Origin of the sequence: Vogesella aquatica, from assembly GCF_028548455.1 — a bacterium.
GTDB classification, from domain to species: Bacteria; Pseudomonadota; Gammaproteobacteria; order Burkholderiales; family Chromobacteriaceae; genus Vogesella; species Vogesella aquatica.
This window is the reverse complement of record NZ_JAQQLF010000015.1, coordinates 69,017-90,667: the sequence shown is the minus strand read 5'-3', so window position 1 is coordinate 90,667 and position 21,651 is coordinate 69,017. Positions and strand designations below refer to the sequence as shown.

Here is a 21,651-nt window from a genome sequence, read left to right as displayed (position 1 = left end):
GCAATATGACTTATGTATGCTTGTTTGCAGCTGCTTGTTTCGATAGATACCCTATGAAATTAAAGCCAGAAACTGTTGCGCTGGCGATGTGCGGCCAACAGCTGCTGGAAAACCCCTGGGTCTTTGGTAAAGGTCAGCTCGCCACTGGCAGGCTGGTAGAAGTCCAGCAAGCGCGATACCCAGAAGCGTAGTGCCCCTGCGCGCAGCATTACCGGCCAGGCATCGGCTTCGCTGGTGCTGAGCGGGCGCACGGTCTGGTAGCCGGCTAGCAAGGCGCTAGCCAGCGTATCGTCGATGCTGCCATCGGGCAGGCGGGCCCAGTCGTTCACGGCAATGGCAATGTCGTACAACAGGATGTCGTTGCAGGCGTAGTAGAAGTCGATAAAGCCGGCAATGCGGTCGCCATCCATCAGCACGTTGTCTTTGAACAAGTCGGCGTGAATGACGCCGTGTGGCAGAAAGTCGAAGCGGTGGCTGGCCTGAAAGGCGATCTCGTCGCGCAGCATGGCGGCGTCGGCAGCCGGCATGGCGTCGTAGAGCGTGCTGGCAGTATGTGCCCACCAGGCCGGGCCGCGCGGGTTGTCCATGCGCAGCGGGAAGGTTGCGCCAGCCAAGTGCATTTGAGCCAGCATTTCACCTACTGCGCGGCACTGTGCCGCATTGGGGGCGCTGACATCGCTACCGTGCAGGCAGCTCACCAGGCAGGCAGGTTTGCCTGATAGCAGCGAGGCAAACTGGTCGTTGTGGTCGGCAATGGGGGCCGGGCAGGCTACGCCGTGGCGCGACAGGTGGCTTTTGAGCTTGAGGAAGTAGGGCAGCTCTGCCAGCTGCAGTACCTCGAACAGCGTCAGCACGTAGCGGCCGTGCGTGGTGGTCACAAAGTAATTGGTATTGGTGATGCCGGCGGCGATGCCTTTGAGTTCTACCAGCTCGCCCAGCGCGTAGCGCTGCAGCCAGGCTTGCATGTCATCGTTGGAAACCGAGGTGTACACGGACATGGCGGCCTCCTAGAACGTCATCAGTACCCAGCGCGGGGTAACCTGCTGCTGGGAGGGGGAAACACGCTGCATCACGCCTTTGCCGTCTTCATCCATCATGAAGTAGGCCGGTGCACCCTGCGGGGTGACTTTCACCATATAGACCTTGCCGTTCATCCGGTACTCTTCCACCGTGTCCGGGCCGTTCTGGTAAACGCGGACTTCCGGCTGGGGGCCGCTGAGCGTGGCCGGCGGCGGCGGGACGTTGGCGGGGGGCGTGTCGGCGTAAGCCGCGAGCGAGGCTGCCATGAGGGTAGCCAGCAAAAGGCGCTGCATGAGGGGTTTCCTTGGTCCTGGGCTTGGTGGCGGGGGGCTGTTGCCCCCTCTGTCCGGCCAATTCTACAGGTTTAGCAGCTGTTCGCGCTCTTCCGGCAGTGTTTCGAAGCCGCGGGTTTCATAAAAACGGAAAATGGTTTCCACGATTTCTTGCGGGTCGTCGATCAGCTGCAGCAGGTCCAGGTCGGCCGGGTTGATCATGCCTTCGCCGGCCAGGCGCTCGCGCACCCAGTCCAGCAGCCCGCCCCAGAAGGCGCTGCCACACAGGATGATGGGCATCTTGCGGCTCTTGCCGGTCTGGATCAGTGTCAGCGCCTCGAACATCTCGTCCAGCGTGCCGAAGCCGCCGGGCATTACCACATAGGCCAGCGCATGTTTGACGAACATGACTTTGCGGCTGAAGAAGTGGTCGAATTTCAGGCTGAGGTCCTGGTATTCGTTGGGGCGCTGTTCGTGCGGTAGTACGATGTTCAGGCCCACAGACGGGCTCTTGCCATAAAAGGCGCCCTTGTTGGCCGCTTCCATGATGCCGGGGCCGCCGCCGGAGATCACCGAGAAGCCTGCGTCGGAAAGCAGGCGGGCGATGTCTTCGGTGAGCTTATAATACGGGTGGTCACGCGGGATTCGTGCGCTGCCAAAGATGCTCACTGCGGGTGTAATGGTTTGCAGCTCTTCGGCGGATTCGACGAATTCCGACAAAATCTTCATCACGTGCCACGCTTCGCGCGCCCGGAAGCGTTGCATCATCGCGTAACGGTCGCTTGTTTGCGGTAATTTATCGTGCAAGCCCATACCTTAGCCCTTTTTGATTATGAAAACCCTGTTATTGATCGATGGCTCTTCTTATTTGTATCGCGCTTTTCACGCGATGCCCGACTTGCGTTCGCCGCAGGGGGAGCCCACCGGTGCCATCTACGGCATGGTGAACATGCTGGCCCGTTTGGAAAAGGAAGTCCAATTCGATTATAGCGCCTGCATATTCGACGCCAAGGGCAAGACTTTCCGCGACGCGCTGTACCCCGAATACAAAGCCAACCGGCCATCGATGCCGGCTGAGCTGGCCGCGCAGATCGAGACCGTGCACGAGGTGGTGCGCGCCAGCGGCTGGCCGCTGCTGATGGTAGAGGGCGTGGAGGCCGACGACGTGATCGGCACGCTGGCGCGCCAGGCCGAGGCGGCCGGCTTGCAGGTGATCATCTCCACCGGCGACAAGGACATGGCGCAGCTAGTGAGCCCGGCGGTCAGCCTGGTGAACACCATGACCAACGAAAACCTGGACGAAGCCGGTGTAAAAGAAAAATTCGGTGTGCCGCCGAGCCTGATCATCGATTACCTGACGCTGATCGGCGACAAGGTGGACAACGTGCCGGGTGTGGACAAGTGCGGCCCGAAAACGGCGGTGAAATGGCTGGAGCAGTACGGCTCGCTGGCCGCGGTCATCGACAATGCGGCCAACGTGGGCGGCAAGGTGGGCGAAAACCTGCGCGCGGTGCTGGACTGGCTGCCGCGCGGGCGCGAGCTGATCACCATCAAGTGCGACGTGGAGCTGTACCACGAGCTGCCGCAGGGCATGGACAGCCTGCGCCACGGCAGCAAGCAGTACGCGCAGCTGGCGGTACTGTTTGCACAGTGCGGCTTCCGTACCTTCCTGCGCGAAGTGAACGACAAGCTGGGTGGTGCGGTGGCGGCCAAGCCGGTGCCGGCGCAGGCACCGCTACACGTGAGCGGCAGCCTGTTTGGCGACGATCTGGACACCGTGTCTGCATTGGCCGCCGGCATCGAACCGCAACTGGCGCCGCCGCCGGCGGTGGAACGCCGCTACGAGACCATTCTCACGCAAGCCCAGCTGGACGCCTGGCTGCACAAGCTGGCCACGGCCGGGGTGGTGTCGGTAGACACCGAAACCACTAGCCTGGACCCGATGCAGGCGCGTATTGTCGGCCTCAGCTTTGCCGTGCAGGCCGGCGAAGCCGCCTACCTGCCGCTGGCGCACTGCGGCCCTGATGCGCCGGAACAACTGGATTTCGATGCGGTGCTGGCGCAACTGAAGCCGTGGCTGGAAGACGCCAGCCGGCCCAAGCTGGGGCAAAACCTGAAGTACGACCGCCACGTGCTGGCCAACCACGGCATTACCTTGCGCGGCGTGGTGGACGATACGCTGCTGGCGTCTTATGTGATCGAAAGCCACGAACGCCACGGCATGGACGACCTGGCGCGGCGCCACCTGGGTGAAACCACCGTTACCTACGAGGAAATCTGCGGCAAGGGCGCCAAGCAGATCGGCTTTGTCGAAGTGGCGGTGGACGTTGCGGCCAACTACGCCGCCGAAGATGCCGACATCACCTTGCGCCTGGCGCAGCACTTTGCGCCGCAGCTCGATGGTGCGCTGGGTAGCGTGTACCGCGATATGGAGCTGCCGGTGGCCGAGGTGCTGTTTGCCATGGAGCGCACCGGCGTGCTGATCGATCGCGACAAGTTGGCCGCACAAAGCCACCAGCTGGGCAGCGAGATGCTACAGCTGGAACAGCAGGCTTACGAGCAGGCCGGCCAGCCGTTCAACCTGAATTCTCCCAAGCAGCTGCAGGAAATCCTGTTCGGCAAGCTGGGTATCCCCACCAAGGGTGTGCGCAAGACGCCGTCGGGCGGTTTCTCTACCGACGAGGAAGTGCTGGAAAAACTGGCGCTGGACCACCCGCTGCCCAAGCTGATTCTGCAGTACCGCGGCCTGGCCAAGCTGAAGTCCACCTACACCGACAAGCTGCCGACGCTGATTAATCCACAGACCGGCCGTGTGCACACCACTTATGCACAGGCGGTGGCCATTACTGGCCGCCTGGCCAGCAGCGAGCCCAATCTGCAGAACATCCCGGTGCGTACCGCCGAGGGCCGCCGCGTGCGCGAGGCCTTCATCGCCGAGCCGGGGTTCGTGATTGTCAGCGCCGACTACTCGCAGATCGAGCTGCGCATCATGGCGCACCTGTCTGCCGACGAAGGCATGCTGGCGGCTTTTGCCAGCGGCGAAGACATCCACAAGGCCACCGCCGCCGAGGTGTTCGCCACGCCGCTGGCCGAGGTCAGCAGCGAGCAGCGCCGCGCTGCCAAGGCCATCAACTTTGGCCTGATCTACGGCATGGGCAAATACGGCCTGGCCTCGCAGCTGGGCATCACCAATGACGCGGCGCAGCTGTATATCGACAGCTATTTCCGCAAGTACCCCGGCGTGGCCGACTACATGCAGCGTACCCGCGAGCAGGCCGCCGAGCAGGGCTACGTGGAAACCGTGTTCGGCCGCCGCCTGTACCTGCCTGACATCCGTGCCGGCAACCAGGCGCGTCGTGCCGGTGCCGAACGCGCCGCCATCAACGCGCCGATGCAAGGCACCGCGGCCGACCTGATCAAGCTGGCGATGATTGCGGTGCAGGGCTGGTTGCTGCAGGACAGCCTGCGTAGCCGCCTGATCATGCAGGTACACGATGAACTGGTGCTGGAAGTGGCGCAGGACGAGCTGGACCTGGTGCGTACCCGCCTGCCGCAGCTGATGGCCGGCGTGGCGGCGCTGAAGGTGCCGCTGCTGGCCGAAGTGGGCGTGGGCGACAGCTGGGAGGCGGCGCACTAAGCCCGCGCCCGTGCACAAGGTTGGCCGCAGGCCAGCGTGCAAGGCCGCCCGGCGGGCGGCCTTGCTACCGATCTACCGCACCCTGGCTTGCCCGGCAGCCAGGGTTTTTCTTTGTCTTGCGGCGGCGTCTTTGGCGCTGTCGCGACATGTTTAAGGAATTTGCATGCCCGATCTACAGCTACGCCAGCCCACGCTGGATGACGTGGACGAACTGCTGGCGTTCGAGCTGGCCAACCGTGCCTTCTTCGAACGCTGGATCAACGCCCGTGCCCCGGCGTTCTACCAGCCGGACGCGGTAGCCGACAGCATCCTGGCCTTGCAGCAAGGCGCGGCCAGCGATCACGGTTATGCTTTCCTGATCCTGCATCAAAATGCCATCGTTGGCCGCATCAACCTTACCGCCGTCGAGCGACCGTACTTCAACCGCGCCACCTTGGGTTACCGCCTGGCCGAATACGCCTGCGGGCGCGGCTGGGCGTCGGCCGCCGTGGCCCGATTGCAGCAGTACGCTTTCGATGTGCTGGGTTTGTGGCGGCTGGAGGCGCACGTGGGCCAGCATAATCCGGCCTCGCGGGCCGTATTGCTGCGCAACGGCTTTGCCCAGTATGGCCATAGCGAGCAGTCGTTCTGCCTGCACGGGCAATGGCACGACATGTGGCACTTGGCCTGCCGGGCGCCCGGTGCGCCGAGGTTGGCCGCAGCACCCGTCGGGGCTGCGCTATAACAAGGTAACATTGCCGCACGGAGACAGGCATGTTCGATATCCATATTCTGCCCATCGCCCTCACCATTATTCTGGTGGGCTGGAGTAGCTGGCGCTTTGCCGCAGGCCAGACCGAGCTGCTGCGCGAGCGGCGTATCTGGCTGCAAGGCTGTCTGTGCATCGCTTGCGGCCTGGTGCTGGAGGCGCAGCCGATCGTGCACTGGCGCTGGCTGAGCGTGCTCAGCATGGGCTTGCTACTGGGCGGTTACCAGCAGCTTGCGCTGGTGTTGTCGCGTCTGCAGCAACAACGGGCACACTATCTGCCAGGCGTGCTGTTGCTGTTGCTGACGGGGCTGCTTAATACCCCGTGGCTGCCGCAGGCGTGGGCCGATAGCTGGAACGCGGCGGTGCTGGCCTTGGTGTATGGCCGTTTGTCCTGGCTACACTGGCAGATAGAACGGGCCATCCGCCAGGGTTACCCCATCCTGACTACGCTGTACGGCCTGGGTACGGTGGCGTTTGTGGCCCGCCTGGCGCTAGGCTTGCCGGGTGGGCAAGACCAGGCCCTGCTGGACCTGGTAGAGCCACTGTTGTACCTGTTTGCCTCCACCGCCACCATCTACGGCAGCTTTGGCTTTTTGATGGTGATCCTGCGGCGGCGCACCCAGCACCTGGTACGCGAAACCCTGCAAGACAGCCTGACCGGCGCCTTGAACCGTCGTGGCCTGGACGAGACCATGCTGCAGCTACGACAGAGTGTGCCGCCGTTCCGGCACGTCGCCATTGCCATGCTGGATGTGGATCATTTCAAACAGGTCAACGATCGCTACGGCCATGCTGCGGGGGATGAAGTATTGCGCCAGCTGGTACGCTTCTTTTGCCAGTCGCTGCGCGAGCAGGATGTGTTTGCGCGCTACGGTGGCGAGGAGTTCTGCCTGTTGCTGCCCGGTGCCAGCCTGGCCGATGCGCAGCGCAAGCTCGATAGCTTGCGCGAGCAGTTTGCCGCGCTGGCCATACCAGCCGGGGAGGGGGTGCTGCATTGCACGTTTTCTGCCGGGCTGGTGTGTTGGGACAATGCCGAAGTCAACCCGGACAAGCTGCTACACCAGGCGGATGATTTGCTTTATCAGGCCAAGCGGGCCGGCCGCAACTGTATTGCCGTGGCGGCTGAGCCGAACCATCAGGGGTATTGAGCGACATGGACGCGGTTGCGCCCGGCGTTCTTGGCTTCGTAGAGTGCCTTGTCGGCCTGGCGCATCATGTCGCCTAGCGCCTGGCCGGGTACGCAGCTGGCCAGCCCGATACTGACTGTCAGCGCAATGCTCTGGCCATGGCTTAGCACGGGGGTTTGTGCCACCAGGCGGCAGATGCGCTGTGCTGCGCTCAGGGCCGCTTCTGCACTGGTGTCGGTCAGCAGGGCGGCAAACTCTTCGCCGCCCATGCGGCATACCAGATCTTGCACGCGCAGGCTGTCTTGCAGGATGCGGGCAAAGGAGCGCAGTGCCTCGTCGCCAGCGGCATGGCCGTAGCGGTCGTTCACTTGCTTGAAGTGGTCCAGGTCAAACATCAGCATACATAGCGGCTTGGACAGCAGCAGGGTGCTATCGCATGCTTCTTCTGCCAAGGTCATGAAGTGGCGACGGTTGTACAGCCCGGTCAGCGAGTCTTGTGTGGCCAGCTGGAATAACTGGCTGGCGCGCCGCTCTTGCTGGATGGCAATGGCCATCAGGTGCGTGGTACGCAGGGTGATGTATTCGCTATGGCTGTCCGGTGCACAAGGGTGGGCAAAGTAGATGGCAAAGGTGCCCAGTACGCGGCCATCGTGTGACTTGATGGGATAGGACCAGCAGCTGCGCAACTTGTGCAGCTCGGCTAGCGCAGCGAAGTCGGCCCAGTACGGGTGCTGCTGTATGTCCGTCACGATCACGGTTTCACCGGTAAAGGCCGCTGTGCCGCAAGAGCCGACGCTGGCGCCAATGGCCACACCGTCAATTTGCGCCTTGTATTCGTCAGGCAGGCTGGGGCCGGCTGTTACGCGCAGGTGCAGGCCTTCGTCGTCCAGTAACATGATGGAGCACATCGAGCCTTCGATCTGCGACTCGATCATATGGCAGGTCCACACCATGACTTCTTTCATGGGGCGGTCGTTGGCAATCATTTCCAGCAGGCGGTTTTCGTCGGCCTGCCATAGCCGCATGGCGTGCTCTTCGCTGATGTCGCGGTCAATGCACAGCAGCGATTGTATCTGGCCGTGCTCGTCGGTTTCTGGGAACAGCCGCGATTCAAACACGTAGTGCTTGTCCTGGTGGTTCAGCTGGTTTTCAAATACCAGGGGTTTGCCACTGGCCAGCACCTGGCTGCTGGCGTGGCGAAACGCATCGCACACGTGCGCAGGCAGGCCGCGCTCTTCTATACCCAGGCCCACGTGCAGCGCAGGGGGGATGGGGGAGTAGCGTGCCAGGGCGCTATTGGCGTACAGGCAGACTAGCTGCGGGCTGTAGCGGCTGATGATGTCGGGCGAGTTTTCAATCAGGTTGCGAAAGCTCTGCCGGTCTTCGCGGATGCTCAGCATGGTGCCATCCGGCAAGGGGGTCACTAGCCAGTCCAGCAGCCGGCCGGCATAAAGCTGCTGGCTGGCGTGCGCATGCCCTGCCCGCAAGGCCGGCTGCAGCTCGTCTGGTAGCAGGCCGGCGGGCAGCGCTTGGCCGTACTGCAGTGGGGCGCAGTGCAGAAGCTGGTAAAAGCGCGTGCTGGCAAAACGGACCCGCTGCTTTTCATCCAGCAGCAAGTAGCCACCCGGCAGGGCACCGAGGGCATGTTCCAGTGTGGCAGTGGCCGGCACATTGTTCTCCATGGCTGGGCGCGCACGGGACAACCGTGCTTACTCTGGATTGTAGCGATAAAAGGCGGTATGTCATGAATTGTGTGCCGCATCATGCCTTTTTCATGGCCAGGCAGGGTTTGTCTGTCGCGTAGCGGTCGCCAAGCGTCACGCTGCGGGTTATGCTCGGGCGCATTCTGGCAGGAGGCTATGTGGAGTATTTTCCGATTTTCATGCGCTTGCAGGGCGAGCCCTGCTTGCTGGTAGGCGGGGGGGAGGTCGGCCTGCGCAAAGCCCGGCTGTTGCTATCGGCTGGAGCCCGGCTGACCGTGGTTTCCCCCGAGCTGGCACCGGAGCTGATGCAGATGGCGGCGCGTGGCGAGCTGGTGCATCTTGCGGCCAACTTCGAGCCGGCGCATATCGGCGATTACAAACTGGTGGTGGCCGCAACTGACGTACGGGCGGTAAACCGTGTGGTGTCAGACACGGCACAGGCCCGCAATATCCCGGTAAACGTGGTGGATGACCCAGAGCTGTCCAGCTACATCACGCCGGCCATTGTGGACCGTTCCCCGCTGGTGATCGCGGTCTCTACCGGCGGTGGCGTGCCGGTGCTGGCGCGCCTGGTGCGTGCACGGCTGGAAAGCATGATTCCGGCCGGTTTTGGCCGGCTGGCCCGCTTTGCTGCCGGCTTTCGCGATCAGGTGAAAGCCCGTTTCGGTAATGTAGAAGAGCGCCGTGCGTTCTGGGAGGCGGTGCTGGAAGGCCCGCTGGCCGAGCAGGTAATGAATGGCGACGAGGCCGCGGCACGCGACGATATGCAGCGCAGGTTGGCCGCAGCGGATACGGCGCCTGCCGGCGCGGTTTACCTGGTGGGCGCCGGCCCCGGCAACCCCGATTTGCTGACCTTCCGCGCGCTGCGCCTGATGCAGCAGGCCGATGTGGTGCTGTACGACAACCTGGTGGCCCCCGAGCTGCTGGCGCTGGTACGCCGTGACGCGGAGCGCATGTTTGTCGGCAAACAGCGCGCCAACCACACCTTGCCGCAAGAAGAGATCAACGCACTGCTGCTGCGGCTGGCGCAGGAAGGCAAGCGCGTATTGCGCCTCAAAGGAGGGGACCCGTTTACCTTTGGGCGCGGTGGCGAGGAAATTGCCCTGTTGGCGGCCAAGCAGATACCGTTCGAAGTGGTGCCCGGTATTACCTCGGCCAGTGGCGCGGCGGCGTATGCCGGCATCCCGCTGACGCACCGCGATCATGCCCAGTCGGTGACCTTTGTCACAGGTCATAAAAAAGACGGCAGCATTTCGTTAGACTGGCCAGCGTTAACGCGTAGTGGACAAACCGTGGTGGTGTACATGGGGCTGGCCATGGCTGAGGAACTTTGCCAGGCATTCATCAGTCATGGAAAAGCCCGCGATACGCCTGCTGCTGTAGTAGAGCAGGCTACGACACCCCGGCAAAGAACCGTGCTGGGGACACTGGAAACCTTGCCTGCCTTGATTCGTGCGAATAGTATCAGCTCACCTGCATTGATCATCGTGGGTGAGGTGGTGTCGCTGGCACCGCAGCTGGGCTGGTATCGCAGCTCGGCAGAAGGTGCCTGAGGGCACAGCCTCCAGGGGCTGCCTGTAGGGTAGTGTGTGACGCGTTGGCAATAGCCGGCATGCGCCGGGGTGAAGAATATGGTTGGTGTACTACTAATTTCGCATGGCAATCTGGGCTTGAGCCTGGCTGACTGTGCCCGCCACGTGCTGGGCCGGGTGCCGGACAATCTGGCGATCATGGGCGTGGAAAAACACGACGACCCCGAAGCCAAGCGTCTGGAGGCCCAAGGCCTGATTGCACAGCTGGAACAAGGGGACGGCGTAGTGGTACTTACCGATATGGTAGGCGGCACGCCGGCCAACATTACCGGCCGCCTGGTACAGGCCGGCCGGGTAGAGGCCGTGGCAGGGGTGAACCTGCCCATGCTGGTGCGCGCGCTGAGTTATAGCAGCCAGCCACTGGAAATCGTGGTCAGCAAGGCCATTACCGGGGGCCTGGAAGGGGTCTTCTATATGCTTCCGGAGGGGAAACATGCAAAAACAACAGATTGAAATCATCAATAAACTGGGCCTGCACGCCCGTGCTTCGAGCAAATTTACCCAGATATCCAGCCGCTTCAAGGCCGAGGTATGGATTGCCCGCAACGGCCGCCGTGTCAACGGTAAAAGCATCATGGGTGTGATGATGCTGGCTGCGGCCAAAGGCGCCACGGTCGAGCTGGAAACCAATGGGGAAGACGAAGAGCAGGCAATGGCGGCGTTGGTCGAACTGATCAACAACCGCTTCGACGAGGCGGAATAAACGCCCGCGATAATAAACAGGCAGGGGAGCAAGCATGAGTATCGTGTTGCACGGTGTACCGATCGGTGGCGGTGTGGCTATCGGCAGGGCACATTTGCTATCGCAAAGCATGGACGACGTGGTGCATCTGGTGCTGGAAGACAGCGAGATCGCCGCGGAACAGCAGCGTTTCGATAGCGCCGTGCGCGATACACGCAAGCAGCTGGAGCTGCTGTGGGGCAGCATCCCCGAAAATGCCCCGGCCGAGCTGGGGGCATTTTTGTCCCTGCACATCATGCTGCTGTCCGACGTGACCATCTCGCGCGACCCGCGCGACCTGATCGACAGCCAGCGCTGCAACGCCGAATGGGCGCTGAAGCTGCAGTGCGATACCCTGGTGGAGCAGTTTGACGCCATCGAGGAAGACTACCTGCGCGAGCGCAAGCACGACGTGCTGCAGGTGGTGGAGCGCATCTTCAAGAACCTGGCCGGCCACAGCACCGACTTGCAGTTTGTCGAGGACATGGACGAAGACGCCATTCTGGTGGCGCACGACCTGTCGCCGGCCGATATGGTGTATTTCAAGGATTCCAGCGTTGCCGCGTTTGTGACCGATGTGGGCGGCGCCACCAGCCACACGGCCATTCTGGGCCGCAGCCTGGACCTGCCATCGGTGATTGCGCTGCACCACGCGCGCGAGCTGATCCGCGAGGACGAACTGATTGTGGTGGATGGCCAGCAAGGCGTGCTGATCATCAACCCCGAAGAAACGGTACTGGCCGAATACCGACGCCGCCAGCGCAACTGGATAGAAGCACGACGCAAGCTGTCCAGCATCCGCAAGACCGACGCCCTGACCCAGGACGGCACGCCTATCGAGCTGCTGGCCAATATCGAGCTGCCGCAGGATGCGGCCAACGTGCTGGAATCCGGCGCGGTGGGCGTAGGGCTGTTCCGCAGCGAATTCCTGTTTCTGGGGCGCGACAGCCTGCCGTCGGAAGACGAGCAGTTTGCCGCCTACCGCGAGGTGGCCGAGGCTACGAATGGCGCCCCGGTTACGGTGCGTACCATGGACTTGGGCGCCGACAAGAACCCGCGCTGGCTCAACCACGGCGCTGCGGAAAACCCGGCGCTGGGCCTGACTGGCGTGCGACTGTGCCTGGCCGAGCCACTGATGTTCCGTGCCCAGCTGCGTGCGCTGCTGCGCGCTACCGTGTACGGCAAGATCCGTATCCTGTTCCCCATGATCAATGGCCTGGGGGAGCTGAAACAGGCGCTGGCGCAGCTGGAGTACGCCAAGAAAGAGCTGCGCGAAGAGAACATCCCTTTCGCCGACAAGGTGGAAGTCGGGGCGATGATCGAAATCCCCTCTGCTGCGCTGGTAGTGGGCAGCTTTGTCAAATACGTGGACTTCCTGTCCATCGGCACCAACGACCTGATCCAGTACACGCTGGCGGTAGACCGTAATGATGACTCGGTGAGCCATCTGTACGACCCGGTTCACCCGGCGGTACTGAAGCTGATTTCCCATACCATCAAGACGGCCACCAAAGCCGGCGTGCAGGTGTCGGTATGCGGCGAGATGGCAGGTGACGAGCGCCTGACCCGTTTGCTGCTGGGCATGGGGCTGCGCCGCTTCTCCATGCACCCGGCCAACCTGCTGGCGGTGAAGCAGAATGTGCTCAACAGCCACCTCGACATACTGGCGCCGCAGGTTGCGCGTATCCTGCGCAGTGAAGACCCTGATAGAATCGCCGACTTGTTGACACAACTGAATGCCGGGCCGGATGCCTGATCCGGCTTTTTTCTTTTCATGCTCATAGACGCCATCGATCTGACGGCCGTGCGCCGCGTATTGCTGATCAAGCTGCGCCACCACGGCGACGTGCTATTGTCCTCGCCGGTTTTGACGGCGCTGAAAACGCACGCCCCTCACGCCGAGATAGACGCGCTGGTGTACCACGACACGCGCGAGATGCTGTCTGGCCACCCGGCGTTGTCGCAGCTGCACACCATAGACCGGCAGTGGAAAAAGCTGGGCCCGCTGGGCCAGCTGCGTGCCGAATGGCAGCTGCTGTCAGTGCTGAAGTCGCGTCAGTACGATCTGGTCATCACGCTGACCGAGCATAATCGCGGCGCCTGGCTGGTGCGCTTGCTCAAGCCGCGCTGGTCGGTAGGCCCGCAGGGGCCGTATGGCCGTTTCTTCAAGAAAACCTTTACCCACCGCTATCTGCAGGTGCCGGGTAACCGCCGCCACACGGTAGAGGTGCACCTGGATGCCTTGCGCCGCATCGGTATTTACCCTGCGCCGGATGCCCGCGCCCTGACGCTGCTGCCCGGTGCCGATGCCGAGGCCAGCCTGGCGGCCAAGTTGGCCGCATCGGGCTTGGTTCCTGGTGGCTATATCCTGGTGCATCCCACCTCGCGCTGGTTATTCAAGAGCTGGCCGGCTGAAAAAATGGCCGAGCTGATCAACCAGCTCACCGCGCGTGGCGAGAGGATTTTGCTGACTGCGGCCCCCAGCGCGGACGAAATGGCCATGCTGGCTGACATTAGCGCGCGTTTGCAGCGGCCGGTGGCCAGCCTGGCGGGCCAGCTCAGCCTGAAAGAACTGGCGGCGGCCATTGCCTCGGCGCGTTTGTATATCGGAGTGGACTCGGTACCCATGCATATTGCTGCTGCAGTGCAAACGCCTTGTGTGGCCTTGTTTGGCCCGTCCGGCGATATCGAATGGGGCCCGTGGCAGGTGCCGCACCGTGTGGTGGCGGCCAACATGGCCTGCCGCCCCTGCGGCAATGCCGGTTGCGGTGGCAGCTGGCGCAGCGAATGCCTGGAAAAAATCAGCGTACAGCAGGTGTTGGCCGCAGTAGACAGCTTGCAAGAGGCGCTGGCATGAAGCGTATTGCCATCATCCGCCAGAAATTCAACCCTGCTGGCGGTGCCGAGCGCGTTGTGAGCGCTATTTTGCGCCAGCTGCAAGGCCATGCGGCGCTGCATACCCTGCTGATTAACCGCAAATGGGAAGCCGTGCCGGGCATCGAGGCGCATAGCGTCAACCCGTTTTATCTGGGCAGTGTGTGGCGCGACTGGGGCTTTGCCCGTGCGGCACGCCGCTTGTGGCAGGCGCTGGATGCCGCCCTGGTGCTCTCGCACGAGCGCATCCCGGGCTGCCATGTATACCGCGCGGACGACGGCGTGCACGCTGCCTGGCTGGACGTGCGCCGCCAGCGTGGCGGTATCGCCGCCCGCGTATCCATGGCGCTGAACCCGTATCATCATTACATGCTGGCCATGGAGCAGCGCATGTACCGCGACCCGGCATTTCGCGGGGTGGTATGTATCTCCGACATGGTCAAACGCGACGTGATGCAGTACACCGGCCTGCCGGCCGAGCGTTGCCACGTGGTTTACAACGGTATCGATAGCGCGTTTTTCAACCCGCGGGATGCCCGTGCGCAGCGCGATAGCTTGCGTCAGCAGTATGGTTTAAGCGCGGATGCACCGGTATTGCTGTACGTGGGTTCCGGCTTCGAACGCAAAGGGCTGGCACAGGCGCTGCACGCCATCGTGCCGCACCCGGCAGTGCAGCTGGTGGTAGTCGGCAGCGACAAGAAAAGCCGGCACTACCAGGCTTTGGCCAGCCAGCTGGGCGTGGCCGGGCGCGTTCACTTCGCCGGCGCGCAGCGCGATGTACGCAGTTACTACGGTATGGCCGATGGCTTCATCCTGCCGTCCATTTATGAGCCATTTGGCCTGGTGGTGGCGGAAGCCATGGCCTGCGGCCTGACGGTACTCACCAGTACGCGCTGCGGCGGTGGCGAGCTGCTGCAGCCGGGGCAAACCGGCTGGCTGGCGGCACCGGATGACAAGGCCGCGTGGCAACACAATGTGGGGCAATGGTTGGCCGCACGCGCCAGTTGGCCGCAACGGGGCGAGCAAGCGCGTCAAGCTGTATTGCCCTATACCGAGCCGCGCATGGTCGGGCAGATGCTGACCCTGTTCGCCACCTTGCTGCCTGACGCGGAGGGCCTGGCATGAAAGGGCGCTTCCCGGGCCGTGTGCTGATTTTTGCTACCTTGTTGTTCCGTTTGCCGTGGCAGTGGCTACGTCGCAAACCGCAGCCGCAGAGCGTGCAGCGCATTCTGGTTCTGCACCAGTTTTTGCTGGGTGATGCCCTGATGGCCACCAGCCTGCTGGCCAAGCTGCGCGAGCGTTTCCCCGCCGCCGACATCGTGCTGGCCTGCCCGCCGCTGCAGGCCGGGCTGTACGATAGCCAGCCCTATGGCATCCGTGCCATGCCGTGGCACCCGCGCGACTTTGCCAGCATCCGCCGCCTGTTTGCCCTGCCGCGTGTCGACATGGTGTATTTGATGGGCGAGAACCGCTTGAGCTACCTGGCGCGCGCCATCGGTGCGCGCTGGATTGTCGGTTTTGATGGCGAGATGCCGCATTACAAGAACTGGCTGGTGGACGAGCGCATCCCCTACTCCCAAGAGCCGGAAGCGTGGACAGATACTGCCGCCAGGCTGGTAGACGGCCCTGCACCCCAGCCATTCGACCTGGCGCATTGGCCGCTGGGCGAGCAGCGTGTTCCTGCGCTGCCAGCACGATACGTGGTGCTGCACGTGGGGGCGAGTTCGCCCACACGCTATTGGCCGAGCGAATACTGGCAAAGCCTGGCGGCTTCATTGCGCGAGCGAGGCTTGGCTGTGGTGTGGTCCGGTGGGCCGGGCGAGCATCACCTGATCGAGCGGGTTACCCCGCTGCCGCAGGATATCGTCATCTCGGGCTCATTAACCCTGCCGCAGCTACGCGCCGTGTTGGCCGCAGCCCAGGCGTGCGTGTGCCCGGATACCGGCATTGCCCACCTGGCCAAAACCGCGGGTGTGCCGCTGGTCATGCTGTTTGGCCCAGGCAGTGAAGAGCTGTTCGGCACCAGCCATTTCTTTAGCCGGTATACCTGCCTGGGGGCTGGCCCGGCCTTGTTTCCCTGCCGCTTTCAACGCAGTGTGCACCACCGCCCGGTAGACTGGGCGCTACGCTGCTTCCGGCCTGTTGGTGCGCAGCCGGGTGGCTGTAAACAGGTGCAATGTATGGCGGCGGTACGGCCGGAGGCGGTGCTTCAATCCATTCTGACTGCAGGAAATTTCACATGAAGTGGCTTGCTCTGTGGCGTCAACCGGGTGTCTGGGCGGTTCTGCTGGCCATTCTCTTTCTCACTGTATCCAACGTTTCTCATACGATCGCACTGCGTTATGTGCTGTTGGCTGTTTTTCTGTGCTGGGCTGGTGTCCAGAGGCAGGTACTCTTGCGTACGCTCTCCAGTTGGCCTCTACCTAGCTTGCTGTTAGCGGGCTTTTTACTGTATGCCCTGCTACACAGTGTGGTGCTATCCGGCTGGACGAGCATATCGCTGGCGGAATGGCGTAGCCAATTGCTAATGGGCGGCTTGTGGTTTATCGCCGGGACGGTACTGTTTAGTCGCCAGCGCCCTTTGTCCATTCTGGATTGTGTGGTAACCGCCGGGATTTTGCTGGTATCCGCAGAGGTATTCATGGCTGCGCGCTACTACTACCAGCATGGGGCATGGCCGTATATGGAAGTTTTTACTACCGCGACCAAGCTGGAGTTTACCTTCTTTGTGAACTTTGCCATGGCATTCGTTGCGGTGTTGGCCGGATTTGGCCAGGATAAGACACGTTTCCCGCTATGGAGCCTGCTGGCCATTGGTGCCTTGATGTTCTTTGCCAGCTTTCATGCCGGGGCTCGCAATGGCCTGATCGGTTTGAGCTATCTGGTCTTGTCGTTTACCTTGATCTATGTGCTGACGCATCGCCAGCAACTGTCTCGCACCCGGCTGTTGGTTTTATTGTTGCTGGTGGGGGGCGGTATGGCCGGCTTCGTTTACAAAGCGGTGCAGAAAGATGCCCGTAACCAGATATTTGTGCAGTCCGCGACCATCGCCTGGCAAGACAGGGATGGCTTGGGGTGGCTGCGCATGGGGCCGTATCCCAAGTTTGATGGCCGGGAGGTGGATGGTTCTGCCTATGAGCGCGTAGCGTGGATTCGTGCCGGACTGGATCTGATGGCGGAGCGGCCCATGGGTTATGGCTATGACCGCAGGGCGTTTAGCCAGGCACTGTTTGCGGTGGGTAAGCCCAACCAGGTTGGGCATAGTCACAGCGGTTTTGTCGATCTTGGTGTCGGGCTTGGCGTGCCGGGTGTCCTGTTATGGCTATCTTTCTGCATGAGCCTGATCGTGATCGGCTTAAAGGCTTTTGTTGTGCGTCGTGACGTGGCGGGCCTGGCATTGATGCTGGTGACCTGTGGCTTTCTCGGGCGCATGGTGCTGGAGAGTGTCAACAAGGACCACATGCTGCATATTTTCCTGTTTACGGTAGCGGCACTGCTGGCGTGGATCCACCAGGGCCAAACCGGGAAATCACATGTCTAATCACGTACTTTTTACCGAATCCTCCCCTAATGTCGGCGGCCAAGAGCTGCAGCTGATGCAGCAAATGCGTCAGCTGGCAAAGCTCGGGTATCAGCCGGTACTGGCTTGCCGGCCTGGCACCCGCGTGGCAGCGGTGGCGCAACAGCAGGGCTTGCAAGTGCTGCCTGTGCGCTTCCGTAATAGCGTGCATCTGCCATCTATTGCCATTCTGCGCCGCTGGATGGCGACCTACCGCCCACGGCTGGCTGTTTGCCATAGCGGGCACGATAGCAACAATCTGGCTATTGCCGCGCGCCTGGTGCGGCACCGGCCCTTTCTGTTGCGCTCGCGGACTTATCAGCCGGGCAAAGCCTCGGCATGGTCGTACAACCAGCTGGTGGATGCCACCATGCTGCCTAGCCAGTACCTGCGCGATGCACTGCTGCGGAACCCGGCGATACACGCCGACCGCTTGCACGTGGTGTACCCGGGTATCGACTTTGAGCGTATCGACAGCGATGCCCACGCGGCCTTGCCTGCGCCAGTACAGCAGTGGCTGGACGAACACCCCGGCCCGCTGATGGTGCAGGCTGCCATGCTGCGTGGCGAGAAAGGGCACCAGACGATTTTGCAGGCCATGGCCTTGTTGGTGGCACGTTGGCCGCAACTGCGCTATGTCATCGCGGGCGAGGGCCCGGAGCTTGCCCGCTTGCAGTCGGAAATCACCCGCCTTGGGCTGACGCAGCATGTGTTGCTGGCCGGGATGGTGCAACCGGTCGCCGCCTTGCTGGCCAGCGCTGACCTGGTGCTGATGCCATCCGGTTACGAGCCCCTGGGCATGTCGCAGATCGAAGCTCTGGGGCTGGGTATCCCGGTGCTGGCCAGCCGCACCGGCGGGATACCGGAAACCATTACCGACGGCCAAACCGGCTGTTTGCTGCCACCGGGCGATGTACCTGCCTGGGCTCATGCCATTGACGAAGCCTTGCAACAGCCTGAGCGGATGCAGCGTCTGGCACAGGCGGGCTGCCAGGACGTGCGTCAGCGCTTTTCACCTCATACCAATACCACCCGCCTGCTGGCGCTGGCCGGGTTGGCCGCTACTGCTGCGAAAGAACCATGAACGATTCATTCAAACACAGCTGGCAGGTGTATCGCCGGCTGCTTGCCTATATCCAGCGTTACTGGAAAGTACTGATCCTGTCGCTGATTTCCATGACCATCGCAGCCCTGACCGAGGCAGCGTTTGCGCGCCTGCTCAAACCGCTGATCGATGGTGGTTTTGTCAGCAAAGACCCGGACACCATACGCTGGGTGCCACTGGCCATCATCGGCGTATTCATGCTGCGTGGTTTGACCAGCTTCATCAATGAATACACCGCCAGCTGGCTGACCGGCCGCCTGGTGCAGACGCTGCGCGAAGAGATGTTTGCCAAGCTCTTGCGCCTGCCGGTGAGCTTTTACGACGAGAGCCAGTCCGGGCGGCTGATTTCGCGTATTGCCAACGACGTGAACCAGGTAACGGAAGCTGGTTTTAACGTGATTACCGTGGCGGTAAAAGATGGTGTCACCACGCTAGGCTTGCTGGCATTGCTGCTGTATACCGATTGGCAGCTCACACTGATCTGCTTTGTGGTGATGCCGGCGGTGACGGCCTGCATGCATTTTGTCGGCAAACGTTTGCGTGGTCTGGCGCGTGAGAACCAGCTGCGCATGGCCCAGATGACGCAAGTGGTGAGTGAAAGTATTGATTGTCAGAAGGTGGTCAAGATTTACGGTGGCGAAAGCTATGAAATCGGCCGTTTTCACGAGGCCGCCGATGCGCTGCGCCGTAACCAGGTCAAGCAAAGTGCGGCCAGCTCGGCCAATACTGGCGTGACCCAGCTGATGATTGCCTGTGCGCTGGCTGCCATCCTGTATTTCGCCGCGTTGCGTGCGCAGCATGGTGATTTCAGTGCGGGCGACTTCATGTCTTTCCTCACTGCCATGATGCTGCTGTTTGCGCCGATCAAGCGCATCACCGGTATCTCGCAGGCGCTGCAGCGTGGCTTGGCTGCCGCCGAAACCATTTTCCAGTTCCTGGATGAGCCGGAAGAAAAGAATGCCGGTGCGACCATGTTGCATAGGACGCGTGGCGAGCTGGAGATGGTGAACTTGTCGTTCAGCTACCCCGGGGTAGAAAAGCGCGCCCTGCAAGGGATCAATCTGGCGATACGGGCTGGTGAAACCGTTGCATTGGTTGGCTCGTCCGGCTCGGGTAAAACCACACTGGCTAGCCTGGTGCCGCGTTTTTACGAACCCGATAGTGGCCTGCTGTTACTGGATGGCAAACCGCTGTCCGACTACGCGCTGCCAGCGCTGCGCCAGCAGATTGCCCTGGTGAGCCAGGACGTGGTGTTGTTCAACGATACGGTTGCGGCCAACATTGCCTACGGCGCCTTGAACCAGGTCAGCCGCGAGGAGGTTATCGAGGCGGCGCGTGCGGCCAACGCGCTGGATTTTATCGAGGCACTACCGCAGGGGTTTGATACCGAAATCGGCGAGAACGGTACCCGCCTGTCGGGTGGGCAGCGTCAGCGTCTAGCCATTGCCAGAGCCTTGCTGAAGAATGCGCCTTTGCTGATTCTGGATGAGGCGACGTCGGCACTGGACACCGAGTCCGAGCGTCTGGTGCAGGCTGCGCTGGATAACCTGATGAAGAACCGCACCACGCTGGTCATTGCGCATCGCCTGTCTACCATTGAGCAAGCCGACCGCATTGTGGTGATGCATCAAGGCGAGATTGTCGAAAGCGGCACACACCAGTCCCTGCTGGCCGCGGCGGGGTTTTATGCCAGGTTGCACAGTATGCAATTTACCGAATAGTCTTACCTCGGACGCAACAAGCCGCAGCCACGTGCTGCGGCTTTTTATTGGGGCTTGCTTATTGAATTGAGCGTGCTGTGTGAATCATTGTAATGAATGAAAGCTGGGCATATTACATGATGTGAAAAATACATTGACATGCATAAAAAGTCTTTCCTAAGCTGCCTCATCTCATTCACACGGCATTGCGGCTAAGCCTGTGCTGCCGTGGTGACGCGGGGGCGCTATGTCTCGTACACAATATGGAATAGGCTTGCTGGAGCTGTTGCTGGTGATGGCCTTGCTACTCTTGCTATGGACGTGGTCTGCGGCGCCGTATGCCCGCTTCCAGGAGCAGCAGGCACTGGATACTCAGCTGTCTCGCATTGCTTCTGGCCTGATGCGGATGCGCAGCGAGGCGATCACCCGCAATACCTCGGTACATATCTGTATCGCCAACCTGAAAGCTAACCTGGACGTACAGGGCTGCCAGGTAGTAGCCAGAGCAGCCGATGGCTACCCGCTGGCCGAGGGCGTGCTGTTTTTCATCGATAAGGCTGGTGGCGTGGCGGGAGGGTACGACAGCAAGGAAGCGCTGGATGTGCTGACTTTACCCCCTGACATACAGGTCGCACTCTCCAGTAGCGTAGATCGTTACCGTATACGGCCTAGTGGCGTGCTATCCGTTCATGCGGGCGTCAGCTATACCGCACGCGGCAAGAGTAGCGGTTTGTGCCGGCGTTTGCAGGTGTGGGCCACAGGCTTTCGTCAAGTGAGTGACTGTTGATGGCGAGCCGCGGTTTTACCCTGCTGGAACTGATGGTGGTGCTGGCGATCGCTGCCATTCTGACCATGTTGTCTGCATGGCTTTACCGGGACGAACAAGTACGCGCTGACCGGGGCGCTGTAGCGGCACTGCTACAGCATGATGCCGTGTTTCTGGAGGCCTACTATAGCCAGCGGGGTGGTTACAAAGAAACCGCTTCGCGCTGGCCGGCCTTGCCGTACACGCAGCACCCGGAGCAGGGTGCTGCGCGCTACACGATCGGCTTTGCTGCTACGGCACGGAATACCGATAACGGCTATTTTGTTTTACGGGCCACGGCAACAGATGGGCTGCTAGGTTATGTAGAGCTGACGCAGACCGGCATCATGAAATATTGCGCACCCGATGGCAGCAAGGAGCGCTGCCGCTTGCTATAGCTCAGGCACGGTACATAAACAGTGGTTCATAGGGGGCCAGCGCTTGCCCTTCTGCGCAGATCGTGTGCCACGATCCCTGACCGGCCAATTGTGGAGCCAGCTCACGCGCCAGCTTGCAATAGGCCGGTATATCACGCAGGTAGGCTAGCGTCTGCAGTAGCAGCATCTTTGCTGCCAGATTATCGGGCTCGTGGCGCAGTGTATGGCTCAGGACCTGCAAGGCTTCGCGGCGTTTGCCGTAAGCCAGGAAGACTTCCGCTTCGCCAATGGGGTCGATCAGCCTTTCTCGTGGTGGTACATAGCGCCACGGGGTATGGCTAAGCAGGCCCATTTCCTGGCTGGTCTGCATTTTATCGGCAAGTTTTTTGACAAGGCCTAACATGGCAATCT

The 21,651-nt window shown here is 61.6% G+C and carries 20 protein-coding genes; 15 read left to right on the top strand and 5 right to left on the bottom strand.

Going from position 1 to position 21,651, the window contains the following annotated elements; all coding sequences use genetic code 11:
* Window positions 1–59: 59 nt before the first annotated feature.
* The 3 genes from thrB to PQU95_RS12755 all read right to left on the bottom strand — a co-directional run bounded on the left by thrB (window position 60) and on the right by PQU95_RS12755 (window position 2,105).
* Window positions 60–998 (bottom strand): homoserine kinase, encoded by a 939-nt coding sequence (gene thrB, locus PQU95_RS12765; protein WP_272752380.1) that lies wholly within the window; start codon window positions 996–998, stop codon window positions 60–62.
* Window positions 999–1,007: 9 nt separating this feature from the next.
* Window positions 1,008–1,313 (bottom strand): DUF2782 domain-containing protein, encoded by a 306-nt coding sequence (locus tag PQU95_RS12760; RefSeq protein ID WP_272752379.1) that lies wholly within the window; start codon window positions 1,311–1,313, stop codon window positions 1,008–1,010.
* Window positions 1,314–1,376: 63 nt separating this feature from the next.
* On the bottom strand, window positions 1,377–2,105 hold the full coding sequence (locus PQU95_RS12755; RefSeq protein WP_272752378.1) for an LOG family protein: 729 nt from the start codon (window positions 2,103–2,105) through the stop codon (window positions 1,377–1,379).
* Between the two features lie 19 nt (window positions 2,106–2,124).
* On the opposite strand from PQU95_RS12755, the gene polA reads away from it, so the two are divergent.
* The 3 genes from polA to PQU95_RS12740 all read left to right on the top strand — a co-directional run bounded on the left by polA (window position 2,125) and on the right by PQU95_RS12740 (window position 6,825).
* A complete protein-coding gene (gene polA, locus PQU95_RS12750; RefSeq protein WP_272752377.1) occupies window positions 2,125–4,929 on the top strand; it encodes a DNA polymerase I in 2,805 nt (934 codons plus the stop codon).
* A 163-nt stretch (window positions 4,930–5,092) separates the two neighbouring features.
* Complete coding sequence (locus PQU95_RS12745; protein WP_272752376.1) at window positions 5,093–5,653, top strand: GNAT family N-acetyltransferase; 561 nt, start codon at window positions 5,093–5,095, stop codon at window positions 5,651–5,653.
* Window positions 5,654–5,682: 29 nt separating this feature from the next.
* A complete protein-coding gene (locus PQU95_RS12740) occupies window positions 5,683–6,825 on the top strand; it encodes a GGDEF domain-containing protein (protein WP_272752375.1) in 1,143 nt (380 codons plus the stop codon).
* Here PQU95_RS12740 and PQU95_RS12735 read toward each other — a convergent pair.
* A complete protein-coding gene (locus tag PQU95_RS12735) occupies window positions 6,813–8,474 on the bottom strand; it encodes a sensor domain-containing diguanylate cyclase (RefSeq protein ID WP_272752374.1) in 1,662 nt (553 codons plus the stop codon). The two genes, PQU95_RS12740 and PQU95_RS12735, sit on opposite strands and share 13 nt — an antisense overlap.
* Before the next feature lie 191 nt (window positions 8,475–8,665).
* Here PQU95_RS12735 and cysG point away from each other — a divergent pair, with 191 nt between their 5' ends.
* The 12 genes from cysG (at window position 8,666) to PQU95_RS12675 (ending at window position 21,261) form a co-directional block, all read left to right on the top strand.
* The gene (cysG, locus tag PQU95_RS12730; protein ID WP_272752373.1) at window positions 8,666–10,060 is read left to right on the top strand and encodes a siroheme synthase CysG; all 1,395 of its coding nucleotides are present in this window, start codon (window positions 8,666–8,668) and stop codon (window positions 10,058–10,060) included.
* A 78-nt stretch (window positions 10,061–10,138) separates the two neighbouring features.
* Window positions 10,139–10,552 (top strand): PTS sugar transporter subunit IIA, encoded by a 414-nt coding sequence (locus PQU95_RS12725; RefSeq protein ID WP_272752372.1) that lies wholly within the window; start codon window positions 10,139–10,141, stop codon window positions 10,550–10,552.
* Entirely contained in the window at window positions 10,533–10,802 is a 270-nt protein-coding gene (locus PQU95_RS12720) for an HPr family phosphocarrier protein (RefSeq protein WP_017508632.1), read from the top strand. Before PQU95_RS12725 ends, PQU95_RS12720 begins: the two co-directional genes overlap by 20 nt.
* A 34-nt stretch (window positions 10,803–10,836) precedes the next feature.
* A complete protein-coding gene (ptsP, locus tag PQU95_RS12715) occupies window positions 10,837–12,576 on the top strand; it encodes a phosphoenolpyruvate--protein phosphotransferase (protein WP_272752371.1) in 1,740 nt (579 codons plus the stop codon).
* An 18-nt stretch (window positions 12,577–12,594) separates the two neighbouring features.
* A complete protein-coding gene (rfaQ, locus tag PQU95_RS12710) occupies window positions 12,595–13,677 on the top strand; it encodes a putative lipopolysaccharide heptosyltransferase III (protein ID WP_272752370.1) in 1,083 nt (360 codons plus the stop codon).
* The gene (locus PQU95_RS12705; protein ID WP_272752369.1) at window positions 13,674–14,819 is read left to right on the top strand and encodes a glycosyltransferase family 4 protein; all 1,146 of its coding nucleotides are present in this window, start codon (window positions 13,674–13,676) and stop codon (window positions 14,817–14,819) included. Before rfaQ ends, PQU95_RS12705 begins: the two co-directional genes overlap by 4 nt.
* Complete coding sequence (locus PQU95_RS12700) at window positions 14,816–15,937, top strand: glycosyltransferase family 9 protein (RefSeq protein WP_272752368.1); 1,122 nt, start codon at window positions 14,816–14,818, stop codon at window positions 15,935–15,937. The genes PQU95_RS12705 and PQU95_RS12700 overlap by 4 nt, the downstream gene beginning before the upstream one ends.
* Window positions 15,934–17,235, top strand: coding sequence for an O-antigen ligase family protein (locus PQU95_RS12695; protein ID WP_272752367.1), 1,302 nt, complete (start codon window positions 15,934–15,936; stop codon window positions 17,233–17,235). Before PQU95_RS12700 ends, PQU95_RS12695 begins: the two co-directional genes overlap by 4 nt.
* The gene (locus PQU95_RS12690; protein WP_272752366.1) at window positions 17,228–18,337 is read left to right on the top strand and encodes a glycosyltransferase family 4 protein; all 1,110 of its coding nucleotides are present in this window, start codon (window positions 17,228–17,230) and stop codon (window positions 18,335–18,337) included. Before PQU95_RS12695 ends, PQU95_RS12690 begins: the two co-directional genes overlap by 8 nt.
* Window positions 18,334–20,079, top strand: coding sequence for a lipid A export permease/ATP-binding protein MsbA (gene msbA, locus PQU95_RS12685; RefSeq protein WP_272752365.1), 1,746 nt, complete (start codon window positions 18,334–18,336; stop codon window positions 20,077–20,079). The genes PQU95_RS12690 and msbA overlap by 4 nt, the downstream gene beginning before the upstream one ends.
* A gap of 226 nt (window positions 20,080–20,305) precedes the next feature.
* A complete protein-coding gene (locus PQU95_RS12680) occupies window positions 20,306–20,845 on the top strand; it encodes a GspH/FimT family pseudopilin (protein ID WP_272752364.1) in 540 nt (179 codons plus the stop codon).
* Window positions 20,845–21,261 (top strand): type IV pilin protein, encoded by a 417-nt coding sequence (locus tag PQU95_RS12675; protein WP_373321402.1) that lies wholly within the window; start codon window positions 20,845–20,847, stop codon window positions 21,259–21,261. The genes PQU95_RS12680 and PQU95_RS12675 overlap by 1 nt, the downstream gene beginning before the upstream one ends.
* 1 nt (window position 21,262) lies before the next feature.
* Here PQU95_RS12675 and PQU95_RS12670 read toward each other — a convergent pair whose 3' ends face one another.
* Complete coding sequence (locus PQU95_RS12670) at window positions 21,263–21,643, bottom strand: type IV pilus assembly protein FimV (protein WP_272752362.1); 381 nt, start codon at window positions 21,641–21,643, stop codon at window positions 21,263–21,265.
* Window positions 21,644–21,651: the final 8 nt, after the last annotated feature.

Excerpts from the sequence above, each read along its gene's own strand:
- PQU95_RS12680 (WP_272752364.1), top strand. The coding sequence starts at position 20,306 with ATGTCTCGTACACAATATGGAATAGGCTTGCTGGAGCTGTTGCTGGTG.
- PQU95_RS12675 (WP_373321402.1), top strand. The coding sequence starts at position 20,845 with ATGGCGAGCCGCGGTTTTACCCTGCTGGAACTGATGGTGGTGCTGGCG.
- PQU95_RS12725 (WP_272752372.1), top strand. The coding sequence starts at position 10,139 with ATGGTTGGTGTACTACTAATTTCGCATGGCAATCTGGGCTTGAGCCTG.
- PQU95_RS12740 (WP_272752375.1), top strand. The coding sequence starts at position 5,683 with ATGTTCGATATCCATATTCTGCCCATCGCCCTCACCATTATTCTGGTG.
- PQU95_RS12760 (WP_272752379.1), bottom strand. The coding sequence starts at position 1,313 with ATGCAGCGCCTTTTGCTGGCTACCCTCATGGCAGCCTCGCTCGCGGCT.
- PQU95_RS12720 (WP_017508632.1), top strand. The coding sequence starts at position 10,533 with ATGCAAAAACAACAGATTGAAATCATCAATAAACTGGGCCTGCACGCC.
- polA (WP_272752377.1), top strand. The coding sequence starts at position 2,125 with ATGAAAACCCTGTTATTGATCGATGGCTCTTCTTATTTGTATCGCGCT.
- rfaQ (WP_272752370.1), top strand. The coding sequence starts at position 12,595 with ATGCTCATAGACGCCATCGATCTGACGGCCGTGCGCCGCGTATTGCTG.
- ptsP (WP_272752371.1), top strand. The coding sequence starts at position 10,837 with ATGAGTATCGTGTTGCACGGTGTACCGATCGGTGGCGGTGTGGCTATC.
- PQU95_RS12700 (WP_272752368.1), top strand. The coding sequence starts at position 14,816 with ATGAAAGGGCGCTTCCCGGGCCGTGTGCTGATTTTTGCTACCTTGTTG.
- PQU95_RS12745 (WP_272752376.1), top strand. The coding sequence starts at position 5,093 with ATGCCCGATCTACAGCTACGCCAGCCCACGCTGGATGACGTGGACGAA.
- PQU95_RS12755 (WP_272752378.1), bottom strand. The coding sequence starts at position 2,105 with ATGGGCTTGCACGATAAATTACCGCAAACAAGCGACCGTTACGCGATG.
- PQU95_RS12670 (WP_272752362.1), bottom strand. The coding sequence starts at position 21,643 with ATGTTAGGCCTTGTCAAAAAACTTGCCGATAAAATGCAGACCAGCCAG.
- PQU95_RS12695 (WP_272752367.1), top strand. The coding sequence starts at position 15,934 with ATGAAGTGGCTTGCTCTGTGGCGTCAACCGGGTGTCTGGGCGGTTCTG.
- thrB (WP_272752380.1), bottom strand. The coding sequence starts at position 998 with ATGTCCGTGTACACCTCGGTTTCCAACGATGACATGCAAGCCTGGCTG.
- PQU95_RS12705 (WP_272752369.1), top strand. The coding sequence starts at position 13,674 with ATGAAGCGTATTGCCATCATCCGCCAGAAATTCAACCCTGCTGGCGGT.
- PQU95_RS12690 (WP_272752366.1), top strand. The coding sequence starts at position 17,228 with ATGTCTAATCACGTACTTTTTACCGAATCCTCCCCTAATGTCGGCGGC.
- msbA (WP_272752365.1), top strand. The coding sequence starts at position 18,334 with ATGAACGATTCATTCAAACACAGCTGGCAGGTGTATCGCCGGCTGCTT.